At 69.6% G+C, this 21966-nt stretch carries 15 protein-coding genes; 5 read left to right on the forward strand and 10 right to left on the reverse strand.

What is annotated here, in order from left to right:
• Positions 1-69 precede the first annotated feature (69 nt).
• From JOE48_RS23435 to guaD, 4 genes are read left to right on the forward strand one after another with little or no spacing between them, the layout of a single operon-like run.
• The gene (locus JOE48_RS23435; protein ID WP_210033310.1) at positions 70-903 is read left to right on the forward strand and encodes a xanthine dehydrogenase family protein subunit M; all 834 of its coding nucleotides are present in this window, start codon (positions 70-72) and stop codon (positions 901-903) included.
• The gene (locus JOE48_RS23440; protein ID WP_210033311.1) at positions 894-3638 is read left to right on the forward strand and encodes a molybdopterin-dependent oxidoreductase; all 2745 of its coding nucleotides are present in this window, start codon (positions 894-896) and stop codon (positions 3636-3638) included. Before JOE48_RS23435 ends, JOE48_RS23440 begins: the two co-directional genes overlap by 10 nt.
• Positions 3629-4966 carry an NCS2 family permease gene (locus tag JOE48_RS23445; protein ID WP_210033312.1) on the forward strand — a complete coding sequence of 446 codons (1338 nt, stop codon included), beginning with the start codon at positions 3629-3631 and terminating at the stop codon, positions 4964-4966. Before JOE48_RS23440 ends, JOE48_RS23445 begins: the two co-directional genes overlap by 10 nt.
• Entirely contained in the window at positions 4966-6336 is a 1371-nt protein-coding gene (guaD, locus tag JOE48_RS23450; protein WP_210033313.1) for a guanine deaminase, read from the forward strand. The genes JOE48_RS23445 and guaD overlap by 1 nt, the downstream gene beginning before the upstream one ends.
• Here the strand turns inward: guaD and JOE48_RS23455 are convergent.
• From JOE48_RS23455 to JOE48_RS23500, 10 genes are all read right to left on the reverse strand, one after another.
• The gene (locus JOE48_RS23455) at positions 6312-6758 is read right to left on the reverse strand and encodes a PTS sugar transporter subunit IIA (RefSeq protein ID WP_210033314.1); all 447 of its coding nucleotides are present in this window, start codon (positions 6756-6758) and stop codon (positions 6312-6314) included. The genes guaD and JOE48_RS23455 overlap by 25 nt on opposite strands.
• 45 nt (positions 6759-6803) lie before the next feature.
• Complete coding sequence (locus JOE48_RS23460) at positions 6804-7526, reverse strand: response regulator transcription factor (protein ID WP_210033316.1); 723 nt, start codon at positions 7524-7526, stop codon at positions 6804-6806.
• Positions 7523-10240 carry a sensor histidine kinase KdpD gene (locus tag JOE48_RS23465; RefSeq protein ID WP_210033318.1) on the reverse strand — a complete coding sequence of 906 codons (2718 nt, stop codon included), beginning with the start codon at positions 10238-10240 and terminating at the stop codon, positions 7523-7525. Before JOE48_RS23465 ends, JOE48_RS23460 begins: the two co-directional genes overlap by 4 nt.
• 181 nt (positions 10241-10421) lie before the next feature.
• The gene (locus JOE48_RS23470; protein WP_210033320.1) at positions 10422-11027 is read right to left on the reverse strand and encodes a K(+)-transporting ATPase subunit C; all 606 of its coding nucleotides are present in this window, start codon (positions 11025-11027) and stop codon (positions 10422-10424) included.
• Positions 11028-11049: 22 nt separating this feature from the next.
• Positions 11050-13140 carry a potassium-transporting ATPase subunit KdpB gene (gene kdpB / locus JOE48_RS23475; protein ID WP_210033322.1) on the reverse strand — a complete coding sequence of 697 codons (2091 nt, stop codon included), beginning with the start codon at positions 13138-13140 and terminating at the stop codon, positions 11050-11052.
• Positions 13141-13280: 140 nt separating this feature from the next.
• A complete protein-coding gene (locus JOE48_RS23480; RefSeq protein ID WP_210033323.1) occupies positions 13281-13469 on the reverse strand; it encodes a hypothetical protein in 189 nt (62 codons plus the stop codon).
• Between the two features lies 1 nt (position 13470).
• On the reverse strand, positions 13471-15186 hold the full coding sequence (gene kdpA, locus JOE48_RS23485; protein WP_210033327.1) for a potassium-transporting ATPase subunit KdpA: 1716 nt from the start codon (positions 15184-15186) through the stop codon (positions 13471-13473).
• A 23-nt stretch (positions 15187-15209) separates the two neighbouring features.
• Positions 15210-15299 carry a K(+)-transporting ATPase subunit F gene (locus JOE48_RS23490; RefSeq protein WP_192707376.1) on the reverse strand — a complete coding sequence of 30 codons (90 nt, stop codon included), beginning with the start codon at positions 15297-15299 and terminating at the stop codon, positions 15210-15212.
• 380 nt (positions 15300-15679) lie between these two features.
• On the reverse strand, positions 15680-16729 hold the full coding sequence (locus JOE48_RS23495; RefSeq protein WP_210033328.1) for an ABC transporter substrate-binding protein: 1050 nt from the start codon (positions 16727-16729) through the stop codon (positions 15680-15682).
• Between the two features lie 559 nt (positions 16730-17288).
• Positions 17289-21020, reverse strand: coding sequence for a vitamin B12-dependent ribonucleotide reductase (locus JOE48_RS23500; protein WP_210033329.1), 3732 nt, complete (start codon positions 21018-21020; stop codon positions 17289-17291).
• A 513-nt stretch (positions 21021-21533) separates the two neighbouring features.
• Between JOE48_RS23500 and JOE48_RS23505 the strand changes: the two genes are divergently transcribed.
• Positions 21534-21950, forward strand: a complete 417-nt coding sequence (locus JOE48_RS23505; protein WP_210033334.1) for an NADH:ubiquinone oxidoreductase subunit NDUFA12 — start codon at positions 21534-21536, stop codon at positions 21948-21950.
• Positions 21951-21966: the final 16 nt, after the last annotated feature.

Here is a 21966-nt window from a genome sequence, read left to right on the forward strand (position 1 = left end):
CCGCGGCGGCCGGCCGGCCGCCATATTGCGAGGCTGACGCCTTCCGGTCACCCGGCAGACGAGAGGGGAATGGACCTCAACACGATCGAGACGGTTCTCCGGCCGCGCAACCGGTTCGATTTGCCCGCTTGGCGGGCGGGCGACGCGTGCCTCGCGGGCGGGACATGGCTGTTCTCAGAGCCGCAGGTCGACACCCGAAGACTGATTGACCTCGCCAGTCTCGCCTGGCCGCCGCACGCGATCGACGCGGACGGCTTGGTTCTCGCCGCGACCTGCACATTCGCGCAACTCGACCGCCTCGACCTGCCGCCCGCCTGGATCGCGGCACCGCTCGTTGGGCAGTGCTGCCGCGCATTGCTCGGCTCGTTCAAGATCTGGAACACCGCCACCGTCGGCGGCAATCTCTGCCTCGCGCTGCCGGCCGGCCCGATGATCGCGCTGGCGACCGCGCTGGACGCCACCTGCGCGATCTGGTCAGCGGATGGCGGCGAACGGCATGTGCCCGTCGCGGACTTCATCCTCGGCGCCCAACGCAATGCTCTGCGTCCGGGCGAGATCCTACGCAGCCTGTCGATACCGGCCGCCGCCCTGATGCGCAGGACCGCATTCCGGCGGATCAGCCTCAGCTCGAACGGCCGATCGGCAGCTCTGCTGATCGGGACGCGGGATCCGGCCGGCGAATTCGCGCTCACCGTCACCGCGTCCGTCCGGCGCCCGGTGCATCTCGTCTTCGCCAGCCTACCGGAAACCGCGGAGCTCCTGGCCCGCCTGGAGAACGCGATCCCCGAGGCCCTCTACCATGACGATGTTCACGGCCGGCCGGACTGGCGCCGCCACATCACCCGTCACCTCACCGGGGAGATCCGCGACTCGCTCGCGGCGGACACAGACCGATGCGGCTGACCGTCAACGGCCTCGCGCAGGATCGCGAGCCGCGCCCGGGGCAATGCCTGCGCACGTATCTCCGCGAGGCGGGCTGGTTCGGCGTGAAAAAGGGCTGCGACGCGGGCGATTGCGGCGCCTGCACCGTCCATCTCGACGGCGAGCCGGTCCATAGCTGTCTGATCCCCGCCTTCCGTGCCGAGGGGCGCAGCGTGACGACGATCGAGGGCCTCGCGGGTCCTTGCGGTCCGGACGCGGCCGAGCCGAAAACGTTCCATCCGATGCAGGCGGCCTTCCTGGCGGCGCAGGGCTTCCAGTGTGGGTTCTGCACCCCGGGCATGATCATGACGGCGGCCGCCCTGGACCAGGGCCAGAGGCGGGATCTCGGCGCCGCCCTCAAGGGCAACCTCTGCCGCTGCACCGGCTACCGCGCCGTTCGCGATGCGATCACGGGCACCGGGCACGCGGTGGCAGCGGGGCTCGATACCGATCCGATCGGCCGGAACCTGCCCGCCCCGGCCGCGCCGCTGGTCGTGTCCGGGCGCGCCCGTTTCACCCTCGACCTGCCGCCGACCGATGCGCTGCACCTGAAGGTGCTGCGCTCGCCGCACGCCCATGCCCGCATCGTGGCCATCGACGACACGGCGGCGCGCGCGGTCCCCGGCGTGGTTGCGGTGCTGACGCATGCGGACGCGCCGTCGGGCCGGTTCTCCACGGGTCGCCACCAGGATCCGCGGGACGACGCGGCGGACACGCGCGTTCTCGACCCGATCCTGCGTTTCGTCGGGCAGCGGGTCGCGGCCGTGATCGCCGAGACCGAGGCGGCCGCGGAGGCCGGCTGCCGGGCGTTGCGCGCGACCTACGAGGTCCGAACGGCGCTCCTCGACCCCGACCACGCCCTCACGCCTGAAGCGCCGCGAGTCCACGATCCCCGCGACCGGCCGGGCGAGGACGCCCCGCCGCGGGGGCACCATCCGAACCTGGCCGCGGAGGTGCACGGCGAGGTCGGCGATGTAGATGCGGGCTTCGCCGCGGCCGATTTCGTCTATGCGGGCGTCTTTCATTCGCAGCGCCTCCAGCACGCGGCCCTGGAGACGCATGGCTGCCTGGGCTGGCGTGCCGAAGACGGGCGCCTGACGCTCCGCACGAGCACCCAGGTCCCGTTCCTGACCCGCGATGCCCTCTGCGACCTGTTCGGCCTCGAGCGGGACGCGGTGCGTGTCGTCTGCGGCCGGGTCGGCGGCGGCTTCGGCGGCAAGCAGGAGATGCTCACCGAGGATCTCGTCACCCTGGCGGTCCTGCGAACCGGTCGTCCGGTGCGCTGGGAGTTGACCCGTCAGGAGCAGTTCGCCGCGACCACGACCCGCCACCCGATGCGCGTGGCCGTGAAGGTCGGCGCCAGCCGGGACGGGACTCTCACGGCGATCAGCCTCGACGTGCTGTCCGACACGGGGGCCTACGGCAATCACGCGGGCGGCGTAATCCACCACGGCTGCAACGAGGTTCTGGCCGCCTATTCCTGCCCGAACAAGCGGGTCGACGGCTATGCCGTTTATACCCATACGGTGCCGTCCGGCGCCTTCCGGGGCTACGGACTCAGCCAGACGATCTTCGCCCTCGAATCCGCGCTGGACGAGGTCGCCCGCAGCCTCGGGATCGACCCGTTCGCCCTGCGCCGGATCAACGCCGTGAAGCCCGGCGATTCCATGGTCTCGAACAGCCTGGAACCGCACGACGTGGTGTTCGGCAGCTATGGGCTCGACCAGTGTCTGACCCTGGTCGAGGACGCCCTGCGGGCCGATCCCGGGCCGGAGCCGGAGCCCGGCTGGCGGGTCGGCACAGGCATGGCCATGGCGATGATCGACACGATCCCGCCCCGCGGCCATCACGCCGACGCGCGGATAACCCTCGACGGCGACGGACATTACACCGTCCGGGTGGGCACGGCCGAATTCGGCAACGGCACCAGCACGGTGCACCGGCAGATCGCGGGCTCGGTGCTGAACGTGACCCCGGAGCGCGTGCGCGTTGCGGGCGCGGACACCGACGCGGTCGGCCACGATACCGGCGCCTATGGCAGCACCGGCACGGTGGTGGCGGGCCTCGCGACGCTCCGTGCCGCCGAGGCGCTCGCGGCGCGGATCCGAACGCGGGCCGCGGACATGTCGGGTACGGCCCCGGAGACGTGCCGGCTCGTTGGTGACACCGTCGCGACACCGAACGGATTGCTCCGGCTCGCGGCCCTCGGCCCACTGGACGCGTCGGGCCGCGCGGACGGCACGCCGCGCTCGGTCTCGTTCAACGTTCAGGGCTTCCGGGTCGCCGTCCACCCGATCAGCGGCGAAGTCCGGATCCTGAGGAGCGTTCACGCCGCCGATGCGGGCCGCGTCATCAACCCGATGCAGTGCCGCGGCCAGATCGATGGCGGCGTCGCGCAGGCGATCGGCGCGGCGCTCTACGAGGACGTCCGGATCGACGCGGCGGGACGGGTCGTGACAGAGGCGTTTCGCGACTACCACATCCCGGCCTGTGCCGACGTGCCGGACACCGAGGTGCTTTTCGCCGAGACCCACGACAGCGTCGGCCCGCTCGGTGCCAAGTCGATGAGCGAATCGCCCTTCAATCCCGTCGCGGCGGCGCTCGGCAACGCCATCCGCGACGCGACCGGAATCCGGCTTACCGCCACGCCCTTCGCGGCCGACAGGATCTACCGGGCCGTGGCGGCCGGGCGACGCGGGGATCAGGGATGGACATGAAGCGCGAGGCGGCTCCGGACGCTTCCGGAATCCTCGAGCGCACGTTCCGGCTCGCCGAGCATGGCACGAGCGTGCGCACCGAACTCCTGGCCGGCCTGACCACCTTCCTGACGATGGCCTACATCGCCTTCATCAACCCGAGCATCCTGGCCGATGCCGGCATGCCCCGGGGCGCGGTGTTCGTCGCCACCTGCCTCGTGGCGGCGCTCGGATCGATGATCATGGCGCTCTACGCCAATTATCCGATCGCCCTGGCGCCGGGGATGGGGCTCAACGCCTACTTCACCTACGTGGTGGTCCAGGGCCTGGGCTTCTCGTGGCAGGCGGCGCTGGGGGCGGTATTCATCTCCGGCCTGTGCTTTCTGGTTGTGACACTCACCGGCCTGCGGGCACTCATCGTCGACGGGATCCCGGCCTCGATGCGGATCGCCATCACGGTGGGGATCGGCCTGTTCCTGGCGATCATCGCGCTCAAGAACGCCGGCCTCGTCGCGGCGAGCCCGGCGACTCTCGTCACCCTGGGCGACCTGCACAAGCCCGAGGCGATCCTGGCGATTGTCGGCTTCCTGATGGTTGCCGTGCTCTCCGCCCGGAAAGTGCGGGCGGCGCTGCTGGCCAGCATCCTGACCGTGACGGCGCTGAGCTTCGCCTTCGCGGGCAACACCTTCCAGGGCATCGTCTCCCTGCCGCCCTCGATCGCCCCGACGCTGTTCGCCCTGGACATCAAGGGTGCCGTCTCGGCAGGCCTGCTCAACGTGATCCTGGTGCTGTTCCTCGTCGAGCTGTTCGACGCCACCGGCACGCTGATGGGCGTGGCGGGCCGCGCCGGGCTGCTGACCGAAGGGCGGATGCGCCGCCTGGACCGGGCGCTGATGGCCGATTCCGCCTCGGTTTTCGCGGGCTCGCTTCTCGGCACATCGAGCACCACCGCCTACCTGGAGAGCGCCTCCGGCGTTAAGGAGGGCGGACGCACCGGATTGACGGCCGCCACGGTGGCGGTGCTGTTCCTGGCCTGCCTGTTCTTCGCTCCGCTGGCCGCCGCGGTCCCGCCTTACGCCACGGCGCCGGCCCTGTTCTACGTGGCCTGCCTGATGCTGCGCGAGCTGGTGGAACTCGACTGGAACGACCTCACCGAAGTCGTGCCGGCCTGCGTGACGGCGCTCCTGATGCCCTTCACCTACTCGATCGCCAACGGCGTCTCATGCGGCTTCATCACCTACGCGGCGCTCAAGCTCCTCGCCGGCCGCGCCAGGGATGTGAAGCCGATCGTCTGGGTGATCGCGGCGGTCTTCCTGTTCAAGTTCGTCGAGACCGGCGGGGCACATTGATGGCCGACGCCGCCTCTGCCGGGCCGGGCCGGTCCGCAGCTTTGCGGGGGCGCGCCGCGAGCCTCACCGGCAACCCGTTCCTGGCCGAGGGCTGCCTGCATCACGTCGAAGACGCGCTGATCCTGATCGACGGCGGCCGGATCCTGGCGTTCGGTCCATACGCCGAAACGGTCGGCCTCGTGCCCGAGGGCGTGCCGGTGACCGAGTACACGAACGCCCTGATCCTGCCGGGCCTGATCGACACGCACGTCCACTATCCGCAGCTTCAGATGATCGCCTCGTACGGCGAGCAGCTCCTGGCCTGGCTCGACAGATACACCTTCCCGGCCGAGCTGGAATTCGCCGATCAGGCCCATGCCGAGCGGGTCGCCAAGCTGTTCTTCCGCGAGATCCTGGGCGCCGGCACCACCACGGCGGCGGTCTACTGCACGGTCCATCCCGGCTCGGTGGAGGCGTTCTTCGCCGAATCCGCGCGGTTCAATACCCGGATGGTCGCCGGGAAGGTGTTGATGGACCGCAACGCCCCCGCGGCCCTGCTCGACACGGCCCAGCGCGGCTACGACGAGAGCCGCGCCCTGATCGCGCGCTGGCACGGGCGGGGCCGTCAGCTTTACGCCGTGACGCCGCGGTTCGCCCCCTCCTGCACCGAGGCGCAGCTCGACGCCGCCGGCGCGCTGCTGGCCGAGCATGACGGGCTCTTCCTGCAGACCCACCTGTGCGAGACCACCGACGAGGTCGCCTGGGTGATGGACCTGTTCCCCAATCGCGCGAGCTACCTCGACGTCTATGCCAGCGCGGGGCTGGTCGGGCCGCGCTCGGTCTTCGGCCACGCGATCCATGTCAGCGAGGACGATCTCTGCACCTGTCACCAGGCGGGCGCGGCCCTCGCCCATTGCCCGACCTCCAACGGCTTCCTCGGCAGCGGCCTGTTCCGCCTGTTCGACGCGCAGGATCCCCGTCGGCCGGTGCGGGTCGGCCTCGGCACCGATGTCGGGGCCGGCACGACCCTGTCGCTGCTGAAGACGCTGGGCGACGCCTACAAGGTCGCCGCCCTGCAGGGGACCAAGCTCGATGCGCTGCGGGCCTTCTGGCTCGCGACGCTGGGCGGGGCGGAAGCCCTGCGCCTCGACGACCGGATCGGCCGCATCGCCCCGGGTTACGAAGCGGATCTCTGCGTCCTCGATCTCGCCGCGACACCGCTCCTGGGCTTCCGCACCGGGACCTGCCGGGACATCGAGGAGCTGCTCTTCGTGCTGATGATTCTCGGCGACCACCGCACCGTGCGGGCGACCTGGGTGGCGGGCGAGTGCGTCTACGACAACCGGCGCAGCGGCGACCCGCTCCGCTACCCGCCGGTCACCGCCGCGTAGAGACCAGCCGCGTCCCGGGCGCCGCGCATCGCTGCCGCGGTCTCGGCATCGCGCAGGCGCCGCGCCACGCAGGCGAGGGCGTTGAGCGGCTCGTGCCGGGCGGGCGCGGGCAGGAGCAGCAGGAAGACGAGATCGACCGGGCTGTCGTCAACCGCCTCGAAATCGACCGGCTCGCGCAGGCGGCTCAGGATTCCGTACGGCCGGGCGACGGCTTCGAGCCGCGCGTGCGGCAGAGCGATGCCGCCGCCGATCCCGGTCGAGCCGAGATTCTCGCGCCGAGCAAGCGCCGGGAAAATTGCGTCGATGCCGATGCCGAGGGCCGCGGCGGCCCGCCGAGCCAGGTCTTCGAGAAGAGCGGACTTGGTGGCGGCGCGCAGGCCGACGAGCACGTCGGACGGCGCGAGGATTTGGTCCACCGTCATCGCGCGGGGAAGCCGGTGCTCAGTTGCATCATCCGTACCTCGGTTTCAGGGCGCGGCCGCGCCGTCGAGGGCGCGCGGCGCCGGCTCGTCGTCGGGCGCCCGCAGGCGGTAGCCGACGCCGGTCTCGGTCAGCAAGATCCGTGGACGCTCAGGATCCGCCTCAAGCTTCTGGCGGAGTTGGCGCACGTAGACGCGCAGGTATTGCGGGTCGGACGAGGACGGCACCGCGCGCATCAGCTGCGCGTGAGTCAGCACCTTGCCGGCATGCAGCACCAGGACGCGCAGGAAATCGTATTCGCGCGGCGTCAACTTCACCTCGGCGTCGTCGACCTTGACGATTCGCCGGATGAGGTCGACCGACAGGGTGTCGACGCGAAAGATCGGCCGCTCGCCCCGTGCGGCGAGCTGGTGGCGCATGGCGGCCCGAAGGCGCGCCAGCAGTTCCGCCATGCCGAAGGGCTTGGTCACGTAGTCGTTGGCGCCGAGATCGAGCGCCTCGACCTTGCCGCCCTCGTCGTCGCGGCTCGAGAGCACGACGACGGGCAGGTCGGGATGGCTCGCCCGCATCGTCCGCAGCAAATCATGACCGCGCATGTCGGGCAGCCCGAGATCGAGGATCACGAGATCGACGCCGTCGCGGCCGAGCAGCGCCAGGGCCGTCCGGGCATCGGGTGCTTCCAGGACGGCGTAGCCCTGGGTGGCCAAGCCCATGCGCAGGAGCTTGCGGATCGGCGGATCGTCGTCGACGACCAGGACGGTAGGGCTCATGCGGCGATGTCCCTGGGCGCGCTCCGGTCCGGAACCGGCAGAGCGATGGTGAAGCAGGCCCCGCTCCGGTCGCGGCGGTTCGCGGCCGTGACGGTGCCGCCCATCGCCTCCACGAAGCCCCGGGAGATAGCGAGCCCCAGCCCGGTGCCGGCCCGGACCCGGTCGCCCTTCCGGACGCGGTAGAACTTGTCGAAGACGCGCTCGACATCCGCCTCGGGCAGGCCGTCGCCCTCGTCCAGCACGGCGATCCGAACCCGGTCGCCCGCGCGGCGCGCCCGTACCGTCACGGTCGAGCCCTCGGGCGCGTACTTGGCGGCGTTGTCGAGGAGGTTGACGAGAACCTGCTCGAACAGGACCGGGTCGAGCGCCAGCGCCGGCAGGTCGGGATCCACCGCCACGGCGACCCGGTGGTCGGCCAGGATCTTCTGGGTGCGGCGCAGGGCGGTATCGACCGTCTCCGCCACGTCCTGGGCGGAGAGATTCGGCGCCACCGCGCCGGCCTCCAGCCGGGTCATGTCGAGGAGGTTGGCGATGAAGCGGTTGAGCCGCTCCGATTCCGCGATGATCGTCGCCAGCAGCTCCGCCTTGGCGTCCGCGGGCAGCGCCGCCTCGAGGTCGCGCAGCGTGCTGGCCGCGCCCAGAACCGAGGCGAGCGGCGTGCGCAGATCGTGGCTGATCGAGGTGAGCAGCGCCTGGCGCAGGCGGTCTGTCTCGGCGGCGCGCTCGGCCCGGTCGAGATCCTCCACCAGCCGGACCCGCTCGATGGCGAGCGCGCCCATATCGGCCAGGGCGTCGAGAAGACGGCGGCCCTCCGGCGACAGGATCGGCCCGACCCCATCGGCGTCGAGCCCGATCACCCCGATCGTGCCGCGCCCGGTCCGCATCGGCAGGAACAGGCGCTTGGCGCCGGGCAGCGTGTCGGCGGCCCGGCCCGCGGGCCGGTCGTTGTCGAAGGCCCATTGCGCCGCCGCCAAGTCGGCCTCGTCGAGCATGTCTTCGGGCGGATAGCCGGCCCGGACCGTCACGACCGGACCATCGGGCAGGAGCAGGACGACACGCACCTTCAGCATCGCGGCGACCTGGGCGCAGGTGGCCCAGAGCACGTCGTCGAGGGTTCCGCAGGCGGCGAGCTTGCGCGAGAAACCGAACAGCCGCTCGGTGGCCCGCGCGCGGCCCTGGCTGACCACCGCCACACGGCGGGTGCGGGCGGCGAGATTCGAGACCAGCACCGCCACCAGGGTAAACAGCAGGAAGGCGGCGACGTTGGTCGGGTCGGCGATGGTGAGCGTGTAGACCGGCGGCAGGAAGAAGAAATTGTAGGCGAGCGAGCCTGCCACCACGGCGGCAAGCGCCGGCCCGAGGCCGCACCGTACCGCCACCGCGACGATTGCGGTCAGCAGAAACAGGTCCGCGTTCTCGACGCCGGCGTAAGGCTGGGCGAGGATGGCCGCGCCGAGTCCCGCGGCGACCGCCGACAGTGCGATGGCATAGGGCCGCGCATCGAAGCCGGAGCGCGGTGCGGCTACCGCCACGGCGCGACGCGGCCGCGTCTCATCCGGCACGGCTTCGCCGGGGACCACGTGCACGCTGATGTTGCCGCTGCGCCGCACGAGATCGTGCACCACCGAGCCGTTCACGAGCTCGAACAGCCACGATCGTTTCGCCTTGCCGACGACGATGTGGTTGACGTTGGCCGAGCGCGCGTAGTCGAGCACGTCGTCGGCGATCCGGCGACCGCCCGGCAGGGTGACGGCGTCGCCGCCGAGGCGGTCGGCAAGGCGCAGGGCCTCGGCGATCCGGTCGCGCTCGGCCTCGCCCATTGTGGCCGCCTGCGCGCCCTCGATCGAGAGCGCCGTCCACGGCGCGTGGAGGCGGTCGGCCAAGCGCTTGGCGTAGCGCACGAGCCCGGAGGAGCGGGGATCCTGGTTCACGCAGACCAGGACGCGCTCGCCCGCCGCCCAGGGGCCGGCGATCGCGTTGGCCCGCATGTGGCCGAGCAGCTCGTCGTCGACCCGGTCGGCGGTGCGCCGGAGCGCCAGCTCGCGGAGCGCCGTCAGGTTGCCGCGGGAGAAATAGTGCTTGAGCGCGCGCTCGGCGTGGGTCGGAACGTAGACTTTGCCGTCCTTGAGGCGCTGGATCAGGTCGTCGGGGTTGAGGTCGACCACCTCGATGTCGTCGGCCCGGTCGAGGACGCCGTCCGGCACCGTCTCGCGCACCCGGATGCGGGTGATGGAGGCGACCACGTCATTGAGGCTCTCCACGTGCTGGATGTTGAGCGTCGTCAGAACATCGATGCCGGCATCGAGCAGCTCCTCGACATCTTGGAAGCGCTTCGGGTGGCGGGAGCCCGGTGCGTTGGTGTGGGCGAGCTCGTCGACCAGCGCCAGGGCCGGCCGGCGGGCGAGCAGCGCGTCGAGGTCCATCTCCTCAAGCACGGTGCCGTGATACGGAATCGCCCGGCGCGGGATCGTCTCGAACCCGTCGAGCAGGGCCTCGGTCTCGGCGCGGCCGTGCGTCTCGACCACGCCGACCACCACGTCGAGCCCAGCCTTCAGCCGGGCCTGGCCGATGGTCAGCATCTCGTAGGTCTTGCCGACACCCGGGGCGGCCCCGAGGAACACCTTGAGCCGGCCGCGAGTCGGCTCCTCCCGGCGCGCCGCTTCGAGCAGGGCATCGGGCGAGGGGCGGGTCGGGTGGCGGCCAGTCTCGGGCATAATCGCCATCTTAACAAAATGCCGCGGCCATCGCGGGATCGCTTCGTCATTGCGAGCGGAAGCGCCAGCTTGCCGTGTCGCGGTCCGCCTATGCGACCGGACCGTACCGGTCATCTCGTCAGGCCAGTCGACGTCGATCCGGCCCGACGGTGATGTCATCCCGAGAGGTGTCGGGTTTACTTCAGCGGGCGGTAAGCCCGTCGACGGCGCGGTTCAGCGCCAGGACGTTGACGCGCGGCTCACCCAGGATGCCGAGCGTGCGGCCCTCGATGTGAGAGGCCACAAGGTCGTGCAGCTTGTCCTGCGGGATGTTGCGGGCCTTGGCGACGCGGGGAACCTGAAAATAGGCGGCCTCGGGCGAGATGTCCGGGTCGAGGCCGGACCCGCTGGTCGTGACGAGGTCGTTCGGCACCGTCGCGCCCGGATTCTCGGCCTTCAGCGCCTCGACGTCGCCCTTCACCCGCTCGGCCAGAGCCGCGCTGGTCGGGCCGAGATTCGAGCCCGAGGAATTGGCCGCGTTGTAGGGCGCCGGCACCGTCTTCGTTGCGTCGGCGGGGTCCGGCGCCGTCGTCGCCGAGGGGCGACCGTGGAAGTACCCGGCACCGATGAAGTTCTGGCCGATCAGGCTGGAGCCGATGATTGTGCCATCGCGCTCGATCAGGCTGCCCGCGGCCTTGGCGGGGAAGATGGCGCCGGCGAGGCCGGTCATGGCGAGGGGGTAGGCGAGGCCGGTGATCGCCGTCAGGGCGGTGAGCACGACCAGGGCGGGGCGAAGCTGTTTCAGCATGGCGGGTCTCCGAGGAACCGGATCAGACGAGGTGGAGGGCGCTGACGGCGAGGTCGATGGCCTTGATGCCGACGAACGGCACGAGGACGCCCCCGAGGCCGTAGATCAGGAGGTTGCGGCGCAGCAGCGCGGCGGCGCCGACGGCCCGGTAGGTGACGCCGCGCAGGGCGAGCGGGATCAGCGCCACGATGATCAGCGCGTTGAAGATGATCGCCGACAGGATCGCGCTCTGCGGCGAGGCCAGGCCCATGATGTTGAGCGCCTGGAGCTGCGGGTAGAGCCCGAGGAACATCGCCGGGATGATGGCGAAATATTTGGCCACGTCATTGGCGATCGAGAAGGTCGTCAGCGCGCCGCGGGTCATCAGCAACTGCTTGCCGATGCCGACGATCTCGATGAGCTTGGTTGGGTCGCTGTCGAGATCGACCATGTTGCCGGCCTCGCGGGCCGCCACCGTGCCGGTGTTCATCGCCACGCCGACATCGGCCTGGGCCAGCGCCGGGGCGTCGTTGGTGCCGTCGCCGCACATCGCGACGAGCTTGCCGTCCGCCTGCTCCTTGCGGATCAGCGCGAGCTTATCCTCCGGGGTGGCCTGGGCGAGGAAGTCGTCGACGCCGGCCTCCGCCGCGATGGCGGCCGCGGTCATCGGGTTGTCGCCGGTGATCATCACCGTGCGGATGCCCATCTGGCGCAGCTCGGAGAAGCGCTCGCGGATGCCGCCCTTCACGATGTCCTTGAGGTAGACGACGCCGAGCAGGCGGCCGTCCCGGGCCACGGCGAGCGGTGTGCCGCCGGCCTTGGCGATCTCCTCCGCGATGGCGCGGGTCTCCTTGACGGCGCCCGTCTCCGGAGCCGGCTGGAAGGCCAGCGCGGCGCTCGAGCCCCGGCTCGCCACCGGCTGACCGGACAGGGACGCGATCACCGCGTCGACCGCACCCTTGCGGATCGAGGCGCTCTCCAGGTCGACGCCCGACATCCGCGACTGCGCGGTGAACGGCACGAAGGTGGCGTTGAGTGCGGCCATGTCGCGCGCGCGGAGGCCGTACTTCTCCTTGGCCAGGACCACGATCGAGCGGCCCTCCGGCGTCTCGTCCGCCAGTGAAGCGAGCTGCGCCGCGTCGGCGAGATCCTGCGCGCTCACGCCGGAGACCGGGCGGAACTCGGTGGCCTGCCGGTTGCCGAGCGTGATCGTGCCGGTCTTGTCGAGGAGCAGGGTGTCGACGTCGCCCGCGGCCTCCACGGCGCGTCCCGACATGGCGAGCACGTTGAAGCGGACCAGCCGGTCCATGCCGGCGATGCCGATCGCCGAGAGCAACGCGCCGATCGTCGTCGGGATCAGGGTGACGAACAGGGCGACCAGCACGATCACGGGGATCGCGCCGCCCGCGTAGCTCGCGAAGCTCGGGATCGACGCCACCGCGAAGACGAACACGATGGTGAGGCCGGCGAGCAGGATGTTCAGGGCGATCTCGTTCGGCGTCTTCTGCCGCGAGGCGCCCTCCACGAGCGCGATCATCCGGTCGACGAAGGTGGAGCCGGCCGCCGCCGTGATGCGGACCTTGATGGCGTCCGACAGGACCTGCGTGCCGCCGGTCACCGCCGAGCGGTCGCCGCCGGATTCGCGGATCACCGGGGCGGATTCGCCCGTGATGGCGGCCTCGTTCACCGAGGCCACGCCCTCGATCACCTCGCCGTCGGAGGGGATCAGGTCGCCGGCCTCGACCAGGACGACGTCGCCGACCTTGAGGGAGGTGCCCGGCACCGTCTCGAAGACGCGGCCCGGTCCCTTGAGGCGCTTCGCCGTCATCTCGGTGCGGGTCCGCCGCAGGCTGTCGGCCTGGGCCTTGCCGCGACCCTCGGCGAGGGCCTCGGCGAAGTTGGCGAAGATCAGGGTGAACCACAGCCAGAGGATGATCTGGCCGGAGAAGGCGAGGTCACTGCCGCCGGTGATGAGGTCACGGGCAAACAGCACGGTGGTCAGGAGAGCCACGACCTCGACCACGAACATGACCGGGTTGCGGATCATGGCGCGGGGATCGAGCTTCCTGACGGAGCCGATGAGGGCCGGCCCGATCAGGGCGGCACTGAACAGGGATGATGTCTGACGTGACATGGGGGGATGTCCGGAGGAGAGATGGGAGAGAGGCTGCCGTCTTTGCGAGCGCAGCGAAGCGATCCAGGACAGCGCTTCGTCCGGAGGCGTCGAGCAGCCCTCAGTCGAATCGCTGCGCCCGCGATGACGGTTGCGGAGGCTCAGCCCCCGGCGCCGAGGGTCAGAGCGTAGGCGGCCAGGAGGGCGAAACCGCCGAGCAGGACGACGCCGAGGAGCGCCAGCACGAGATCGGACGTCCGCACGGGCCGGGCGCGGCTGGGGCTGTGCGGCTGTCGGTGCAGCACGAGGTGGTGGCGCGCGACGCGCCGGGCGGGGAGGGCGCGCGGCATCTCAGCCCCCCGTCGCGAAGGTCTGGCCGGCCGCGCCCGCGAGGTGCTCGACCACGGGGCCCAGCGCCAGGGACGGGAAGAAGGTCAGGCCGCCGATGATGAGGATCACGCCGACCAGGAGCCCGACGAACAGGCCGCCATGGGTCGGGAACGTGCCCGCCGAGGCCGGGACCCTCTTCTTGGCGGCAAGCGAACCCGCGATGGCGAGAACCGGGATCTTCACGAAGAACCGCCCCACCAGCATGCCGATGGCGAGCGTGCTGTTGTAGAACAGCGTGTTGGCCGTCAGCCCGCCGAAGGCCGAGCCGTTGTTGGCCGCCGCCGACGTGTAGGCGTACAGGATCTCCGAGAACCCGTGCGGTCCGGCATTGGCCGGGCCGGCGAGGCCCGCAGGCACCACCGTCGCCAGCGCCGTGAAGCCCAGCATCATCAGCGGCAGGCAGAGGATGCCCAGCATGGCCATCTTCACCTCCTTCGCCTCGATCTTCTTGCCGAGGTATTCGGGGGTGCGACCGACCATCAGGCCCGCCACGAAGATCGCCACGATCACGAAGATCAGCATGCCGTAGAGGCCGGCGCCGACGCCGCCGATGATGATCTCGCCGAGCTGCATGTTGAGCAGCGGGATCAGGCCGCCGAGCGCCGTGAACGAGTCGTGCATGGCGTTCACCGCGCCGCAAGAGGCCGCGGTGGTGATCACCGCGAACAGCGCCGAGGCCGCGATGCCGAAGCGGATCTCCTTGCCCTCCATGTTGCCGCCGGTCAGCCCGAAGCTGTTGAGCACCGAGCTGCCGTTGGCTTCGGCCCAGTAGGTGACGGCGACGCCGGCGAGGAACAGGAACCCCATGGCGCCGAGGATCGCCCAGCCCTGGCGCTCGTCGCCGACCATGCGGCCGAAGACGTTGGTGAGCGCGGCGCCGATCACGAAGATCGAGACCATCTGGACGAAGTTCGACAGGGCGGTGGGGTTCTCGAACGGGTGCGCGGCGTTGGCGTTAAAGAAGCCGCCGCCATTGGTGCCGAGCATCTTGATCGCCACCTGGCTTGCCACCGGTCCGAGCGCGATCGTTTGCTTTGCGCCTTCGAGCGTGGTGGCGTCGGCGTAGGCGCCGAGCGTCTGCGGAATCCCCTGCCAGACCAGGAACAGCGTGTAGGGGATACAGATCGGCAGGAGCACGTAGAGGGTCGCGCGGGTCACATCGACCCAGAACGAGCCGATCGTGCCGGTGGAGGCGCGACTGAACCCGCGGATCAGCGCCACCGCTACCGCGATGCCGGTCGCCGCCGACAGGAAGTTCTGGTGCGTCAGGCCCAGCATCTGGGAGAGGTACGAGAGCGTGGTCTCGCCGCCGTAGGACTGCCAGTTCGTGTTGGTGATGAAGCTGGTCGACGTGTTGAACGCGAGGTCCGGCGCCACCGCGGCCTGATCGGCTGGATTCAGCGGTAGGACCGCCTGCAGACGCAGGATCGCGTAGAGCACCGCGAAGCCCAGCACGTGGAACAGGATCACCGCGCCGGTATAGGCGAGCCAGTGCTGCTCCTGGCGGGCATCGATGCCCGACACGCGGTAGAGCCCGCGCTCGACGGGGCCGAGCACGGGCGAGAGGAGGGTGCGCTCTCCGGTGAAGACGCGGGTCATGTACGACCCGAGGGGCTTCACGAGCGCCAGAACGACCGCGCAGTAGAGCGCGATCTGAATCCAGCCATTGAGGGTCATGGGGGAGGTCCGTGCGCAGCCGCTCAGAACCGCTCGGGGCGGACGAGGGCGTAGGTGAGGTAGACGAGGAGGCCGGCGGTCACGCAGGCACCGAGGGCGAGATCGAGACTCATGGCGGCCTCGCTCACAGCCGCTCGCAGGCCGCGGCGTAGCCGGCCGCGGCGGCGAAGAAGGCGAGCCCCCCCGCGAGGAAGACGATGTCGAGCATGGTGGTCGGGTCCGGTTCGGCGGACCCGATCGCGGAGGCTCCGCGACCGGTCCTGGCCAGACCGGAAGATGGCCCCGAACCGCGTTAGGGTTCGAGACGGGGACGGGGCGGATCTTATAAGGACCGCATTAGGATCGGGCGGGCGGCGCCGTCATCATGAGCGGCGCGAAGCGATCCCCGGCGGCGCCCGACCGTGCAAGGGGTCGCCCTGAAGTCACTGCGCCCGCGATGACGGAGCGTGACCCGGCGACCGGATTGTCCGCAGAAATATGAGCCCGGACGCTCTCAGCTTCCGGGCAGATCGTGGACCTCGTCGAAGAAGAATTCCTTCCAACTCATCGGCTTCTGCTTGATGTAGCCGGCGCGGGAGAAGAATTGCGCGGCCGGGAGCAAATTCTGTGGGGCTGCGGAGAACACCATGCCCGGTCGCGCGATGAGAGCGGCGAGCGTGTCCGCCGAGATGCTCTCCTTGTTGACCTCGAGGTAGATCCTGGCCGCCGCCGGCTTATCCGTGTCGACGAGGGCGATGGCTTCCTTGATGGCCGCGACGAACGCAGCGATGATCTTGGGATTGGCATCGTGGAACGTCGTCGTGCTGTAGACGCAGCCATTGGTGATCGGTCCGCCCATCACGGTGACGGAATCGAGGACCTCGTGGACGTCCGGCATGGCCAGCTCCAGATCCTGGTAGGGCGGCTGAGAAAAATGCGCGGTGACGCCATTGTTCTTGTTCTGCAGCGCGATCATCGCGTCCGGATGCCCCATGCCGACCGTCATCGCGTTGAACTTCTCCAGAGCGCCGGCTCCGAACTGCTTCTCGACGGCGATGCCCAGCACCGCCGGTTGCGTGCCGACCCGGATGGTCGGGACCGCGATCCGGTCGGCGGCGCCGAAATCGGCCAGCGTCTTCACGGCGGGATTGTTGGTGACGAGCTTCATCGGCAGGGCGCCGGTCGCCACGACGCCCTTCACCCGCCCGTTCGTCTTGCCCCACATGATCAGCATGTTCGGGCCGCCGCTGATGACCATGTCGACGCCGCCCGACAGCAGCGCGTCGTTGCTGGCGCCCCCGTTGGTCAGGCGCGTCCACGTCACCCGGAGGTTGTCGATCCCGGCAGCCTTGGCATGCTTCTCCACGAGGCCGAGCTTCTCGGCGATCACGGCGGGGAGGTAGGACAGGCCCGGCTGCTTCGCGATGCGGAGTTCGCCGGCCTCGGCGCGCGCGGCACCTGACCGGATCAGAGGCGCGCCGAAGGCGGCGGCCGAAAGGCCGGCCCGGAGGAGCGTCCGCCGGGTGGAGCCGCAACGATCTGTCTTGGTGTCGCCGGAACGCATGCAGCTCTCGTCTCAGAAGGATGATCCAGCCGGTCTCGCCGGCCGAAATGCATCCTGACGCTACTGCATTAGGGCCATGGCGGGTAGGCAGGTGCTGTATTCAGGTGAGACAGAAATATCGGTGTCGCGTGTGCAGGCGGCCGGGCGGTGCGAGGCGGTGTCCGGACAGGGCGTTCGGCGCGCGTCCCGCGCTCCGTCATCACGGGCGCCGTAACGTGACCCAGGGCAACGCAACCTCTGAGATCGTGGCGATGCCCTGGATTGCTTCGCTCCGCGCGCAACGACGGTGAGGCCGCGAGCACCTCATTCCGGGACTGCGTGGCGGGGCGCGAAATCCAGAACCGCGACGCCATGCTGCGCATGCGTCGCGGTTCGGGGTCCCGGGCTCGCCTGCTGCAGCCCGGAACGAATGCGTCCGGTTGGACTCGGCCCCCGACGTGCACCCTGCGCCGTGAACGCGGTAGGGCCGACTTGCCGCGAGCAGCAGGCCGGCCCATCGCTCTACCGGACACCATCGGGCAGCGTGGTCACCGCCCGCCCGATGACACCGATATCCGGTTTACGAGCAGCCGGTGGTGCTCCCGCACGTGTCGCACTTCAGGCAGGTGCCGTTGCGGACCAGCGTGAAGTTCGCGCATTCCGGGCAGGCCTCACCGACATAACCCTTCATCTTCGCCTCGGCGCGGCGGTCGGCGACCGTCCGTTCCGCCTTTCCGAAGGGGAGGGTGTCGGCGATCGTCTCGACCTGACCGGCAACCGCCGGCTCGACCTTCAGCGCCGTGCTGCCGCGGATCGCGTGCACCGTGCCGCCGGCCGGAGCCGACTGCCCGGCGCTGGCAGCACCGACCCCGATGCTGGCACCGGCCGGGCCACCCTGGATCAGGGTGAGCCGGTCGGCCGAGCCGCGCAGGAGGCCGCGGGAGACGACCGAGGAAGCCGGCGCGGGCTTCGGACCCTCGCGGGTCGTGTCGCCGCTCTCGCCGCCGCCGATCACCGTGCCGCCGATCTCGGCGGGGCTGACATGGGCGAGGTCGGCGCGGCCGAGATAAGACACCGCCAGCTCGCGGAACACGTAGTCGAGGAGCGAGGTCGCGTTCTTGATCGCGTCGTTACCCTGCACGAAGCCCGCCGGCTCGAACCGCGTGAAGGTGAAGGCCTCCACGTATTCCTCCAGCGGCACGCCGTACTGGAGGCCGAGCGAGATCGCGATGGCGAAGTTGTTCATCAGGCTCCGGAAGGTCGCGCCCTCCTTGTGCATGTCGATGAAGATCTCGCCGAGGCGGCCGTCGTCGTACTCGCCGGTGCGCAGGTAGACCTTGTGGCCGCCCACCACCGCCTTCTGGGTGTAGCCCTTCCGGCGGGTCGGCAGCTTCTCGCGGGAGCGGATCCGCTCCACGCGCTCGATCACCCGCTCGACGATCTTCTCCGCCACCGCGGCGGCCTTGGCGGCGGCCGGCGCCTGCATCAGCGCCTCGATCCCCTCATCGGCCTCGTCGTCCTCATCGGCAATCAGGGCCGAGTTGAGCGGCTGCGACAGCTTCGAGCCGTCGCGGTACAAGGCGTTCGCCTTGAGGGCGAGGCGCCAGGACAGCAGGTAGGCCGCCTTGCAATCTTCCACCGTGGCGTCGTTCGGCATGTTGATGGTCTTGGAGATCGCCCCCGAGATGAAGGGCTGCGCCGCCGCCATCATGCGGATGTGGCTCTCGACCGAGAGGTAGCGCTTGCCGATCCGGCCGCACGGGTTGGCGCAGTCGAAGACCGGGTAGTGCTCGACCTTAAGGAAGGGCGCGCCCTCCAGCGTCATCGCCCCGCAGATATGGGTGTTGGCAGCCTCGATCTCCTTCTTGGAAAAACCGAGGAACGCCAGCAGCTCGAAGGTCGGGTCCGCCAGCTTCTCGGCCGGGACCTTGAGGGTCTGGGTCAGGAAGTCGTCGCCGAGCGTCCAGCGGTTGAACACGAACTTGATGTCGAAGGCCGACTTCAGACCCTTCTCGACCGCCGCGATCTTCTCGTCCGAGAAACCCTTGGCGCGGAGCGTCGTCGGGTTGACGCCCGGCGCCTGACCCATCGAGCCGTGACCGACCGCGTAGGCCTCGATCTCGGCGATCTCGGATTCGCGGTAGCCGAGCGCCCGCAGGGCGTCCGGGGCGGCCTGGTTGATGATCTTGAAGTAGCCGCCGCCGGCCAGCTTCTTGAACTTCACCAGGGCGAAGTCGGGCTCGATGCCGGTCGTGTCGCAATCCATCACGAGGCCGATCGTGCCGGTCGGCGCGATCACGGTGGCCTGCGCGTTGCGGTAGCCGTGCTCCTCGCCGAGCTTCAGCGCCCGGTCCCAGGCGGCGCGGGCATGGTCGCCAAGATCCGCCTGCGGGATGTTGGCGTGGTCGAGGGCGACCGGAGCGACGTTCAGGAACTCGTAGCCCTCGGTCTCGCCATGCGCGGCCCGGCGGTGGTTGCGGATGACCCGCAGCATCGCGTCGGCATTCTCGTCATAGGCCGGGAAGGTGCCGAGTTCCGCCGCCATCTCGGCCGAGGTGGCGTAGGCGACGCCGGTCATGATCGCGGTGAGCGCACCGGCCAGAGCCCGGCCCGCGTCGGAATCGTAAGGCAGGCCCATGGTCATCAGCAGGCCGCCGATATTGGCGTAGCCGAGGCCGAGCGTCCGGTAGCGGTATGAGAGCTCCGCGATCTCCTTCGAGGGGAACTGCGCCATCATCACGGAGATCTCGAGCACCACCGTCCAGAGGCGGTTGAGATGCTCGAATGCCTCCACGTCGAAGCGCTTGGTCTCCCGGTCGTACATCGTCAGCAGGTTCGCCGAGGCGAGATTGCAGGCGGTGTCGTCGAGGAACATGTACTCGGAGCACGGGTTCGAGGCCCGGATCCGCCCGCCCGCCGGGCAGGTGTGCCAGTCGTTCATCGTGGTGTTGAAATGCAGGCCCGGATCGGCCGAGGCCCAGGCCGCTTCGCCGATCCGCTCCCACAGGTCGCGGGCCTTGAGGGTCTTGGTGACCTTGCCGGTGGTGCGGGCCTGGAGGGTCCAGTCGGCATCCGCCTCGACGGCGCGCAGGAAGTCGTCGGTCAGCGAGACCGAGTTGTTGGAGTTCTGCCCGGCGACCGTCAGGTAGGCCTCCGAATCCCAGTCGGTGTCGTAGACGGGAAAATCGATCTTGGTGAAGCCTTGCCGGGCGAACTGCACGACGCGCTTGATGTAGGAATCCGGCACGGAGGCGCGGCGGGCAGCCTTGATCTCGCGCTTGAGCGCCGGGTTGCGCTCCGGATCGAAGCAGGCATCCCCTTCCGCCTCGCACTGCGTGCAGGCCTTCATCACCAGGTTCAGGTGCTTGGAGACGACCTTCGAGCCGGTCACCAGCGCGGCGACCTTCTGCTCCTCCTTCACCTTCCAGTCGATGAAGGATTCGATATCCGGGTGGTCGATATCGACGATCACCATCTTGGCGGCGCGCCGCGTGGTGCCGCCGGACTTGATCGCGCCGGCCGCCCGGTCGCCGATCTTGAGGAAGCTCATCAGGCCGGATGACTTGCCGCCGCCGCCGAGCTTCTCGTTCTCGCCGCGCAGCATCGAGAAGTTGGATCCGGTACCCGAGCCGTACTTGAACAGGCGCGCCTCACGCACCCACAGATCCATGATGCCGCCCTCGTTCACGAGGTCGTCCTGGACCGACTGGATGAAGCAGGCATGGGGCTGCGGGTGCTCGTAGGCCGAGGCCGACTTGGTCAGCGCGCCGGTCTGCGGGTCGCAGTAATAGTGGCCCTGGCTCGGCCCATCGATGCCGTAGGCCCAGTGCAGGCCGGTGTTGAACCATTGCGGCGAGTTCGGCGCCACCATCTGGCGGGCGAACATGAAGCGCAGCTCGTCCATGAACGCCGCCGCGTCGTCCTCTGACGAGAAGTAGCCGCCCTTCCAGCCCCAGTAGGTCCAGCAGCCCGCGAGCCGGTCGAAGACCTGGGTGGCGGAGGATTCGGAGACGAACCGCTCATCCTCGGGGAGCTCCGCCAGCGCAGCCTCGTCCGGCACCGAGCGCCACAGGAAGGACGGGATCGCGTTCTCCTCGACCTTGCGCAGCCGCGCCGGGACGCCCGCCTTGCGGAAGTACTTCTGCGCGAGCACGTCGCTCGCCACCTGGCTCCAGCTCTCCGGCACGTCGATGCCGTCGAGGCGGAAGACCACCGACCCGTCGGGGTTGCGGATCTCGCTCAGCGCCTTGCGGAACGTGATGCTGGCGTAGGGCGATTGTCCGGCCGTTGTGTAGCGACGCTCGAACCGCATGAAACACACCTCTCCCGACGGGACACGATGGTCCCGGTCCCGCGCGACGCGGGGTCTGTTCCCAATATTGGGATTCGCGCCCGAACACGTCCGGTGGCGGACGTGCCTCGGTCTCGCGAACAAAATCTAGGAACGGTCGCCCCTGTCCAACGCACCACAATCCAGGGGCGCGACCGATGCAGGGAGATTACCGCTGCCTTCGCTCTTACGTCAACAAGTAGTGTTCGGTGGGCTTGTTCCCCGCTAGATGTTGTGCCGGCTTGCAAAAGCCTGTGGATATCGTCCGTGGTGCGGATAAGTGTCCTTCTGGCTTTCCGGATTCCGGCCGGGAAAATTTTAGATTCACAGGGGTCGGCGGCGCCGATTCCGGGAACTTTGCCGCGATCGCCGATTGGGCGCGCCCAGCGTTGCCGCCGCGCGACACTTCCGTACGGCCGCTGGACTCGCGCGCGCGCGGTCACCATAACGGCGCCGGAAGCGCCTCCGCGGCGCGGCACGATTTCGGGATCGGCGATGGCGCTGAAGGACACTTTGCTGCGCGTCTTCACGTGGTGGAACGGCCAGACCGTCTCCCTCGCGCTCCAGACCGCACGCACCGGCATCTTCGTCGGCGAAGACGATTTCGGGAACAAGTACTACAAGGCGGAAGGCGCCCTCATCGACCGCTCGGTCGGCTCCGAGCGGCGCTGGGTGATCTATAACGGCTACGCCGACGCCTCGAAGGTGCCCCCGGGCTGGCGCGGCTGGCTCTGCCACAACGTCGATCTCGCGCCGAGCGAGGAGAACTACCAGCCGAAGGCATGGCAGAAGCCGCACGTCGAGAACCAGACCGGGACGCCGAACGCGTACCGGCCGGCGGGTTCACAGCTGTCCTGGGGGCAGCGCCCCGCTGCCACCGGCGACTACGTGTCCTGGACCCCGGGCGACTAGAGAGCGGGACACCGGC

Source organism: Methylobacterium sp. PvR107, from assembly GCF_017833295.1.
Taxonomy (GTDB): Bacteria; Pseudomonadota; Alphaproteobacteria; order Rhizobiales; family Beijerinckiaceae; genus Methylobacterium.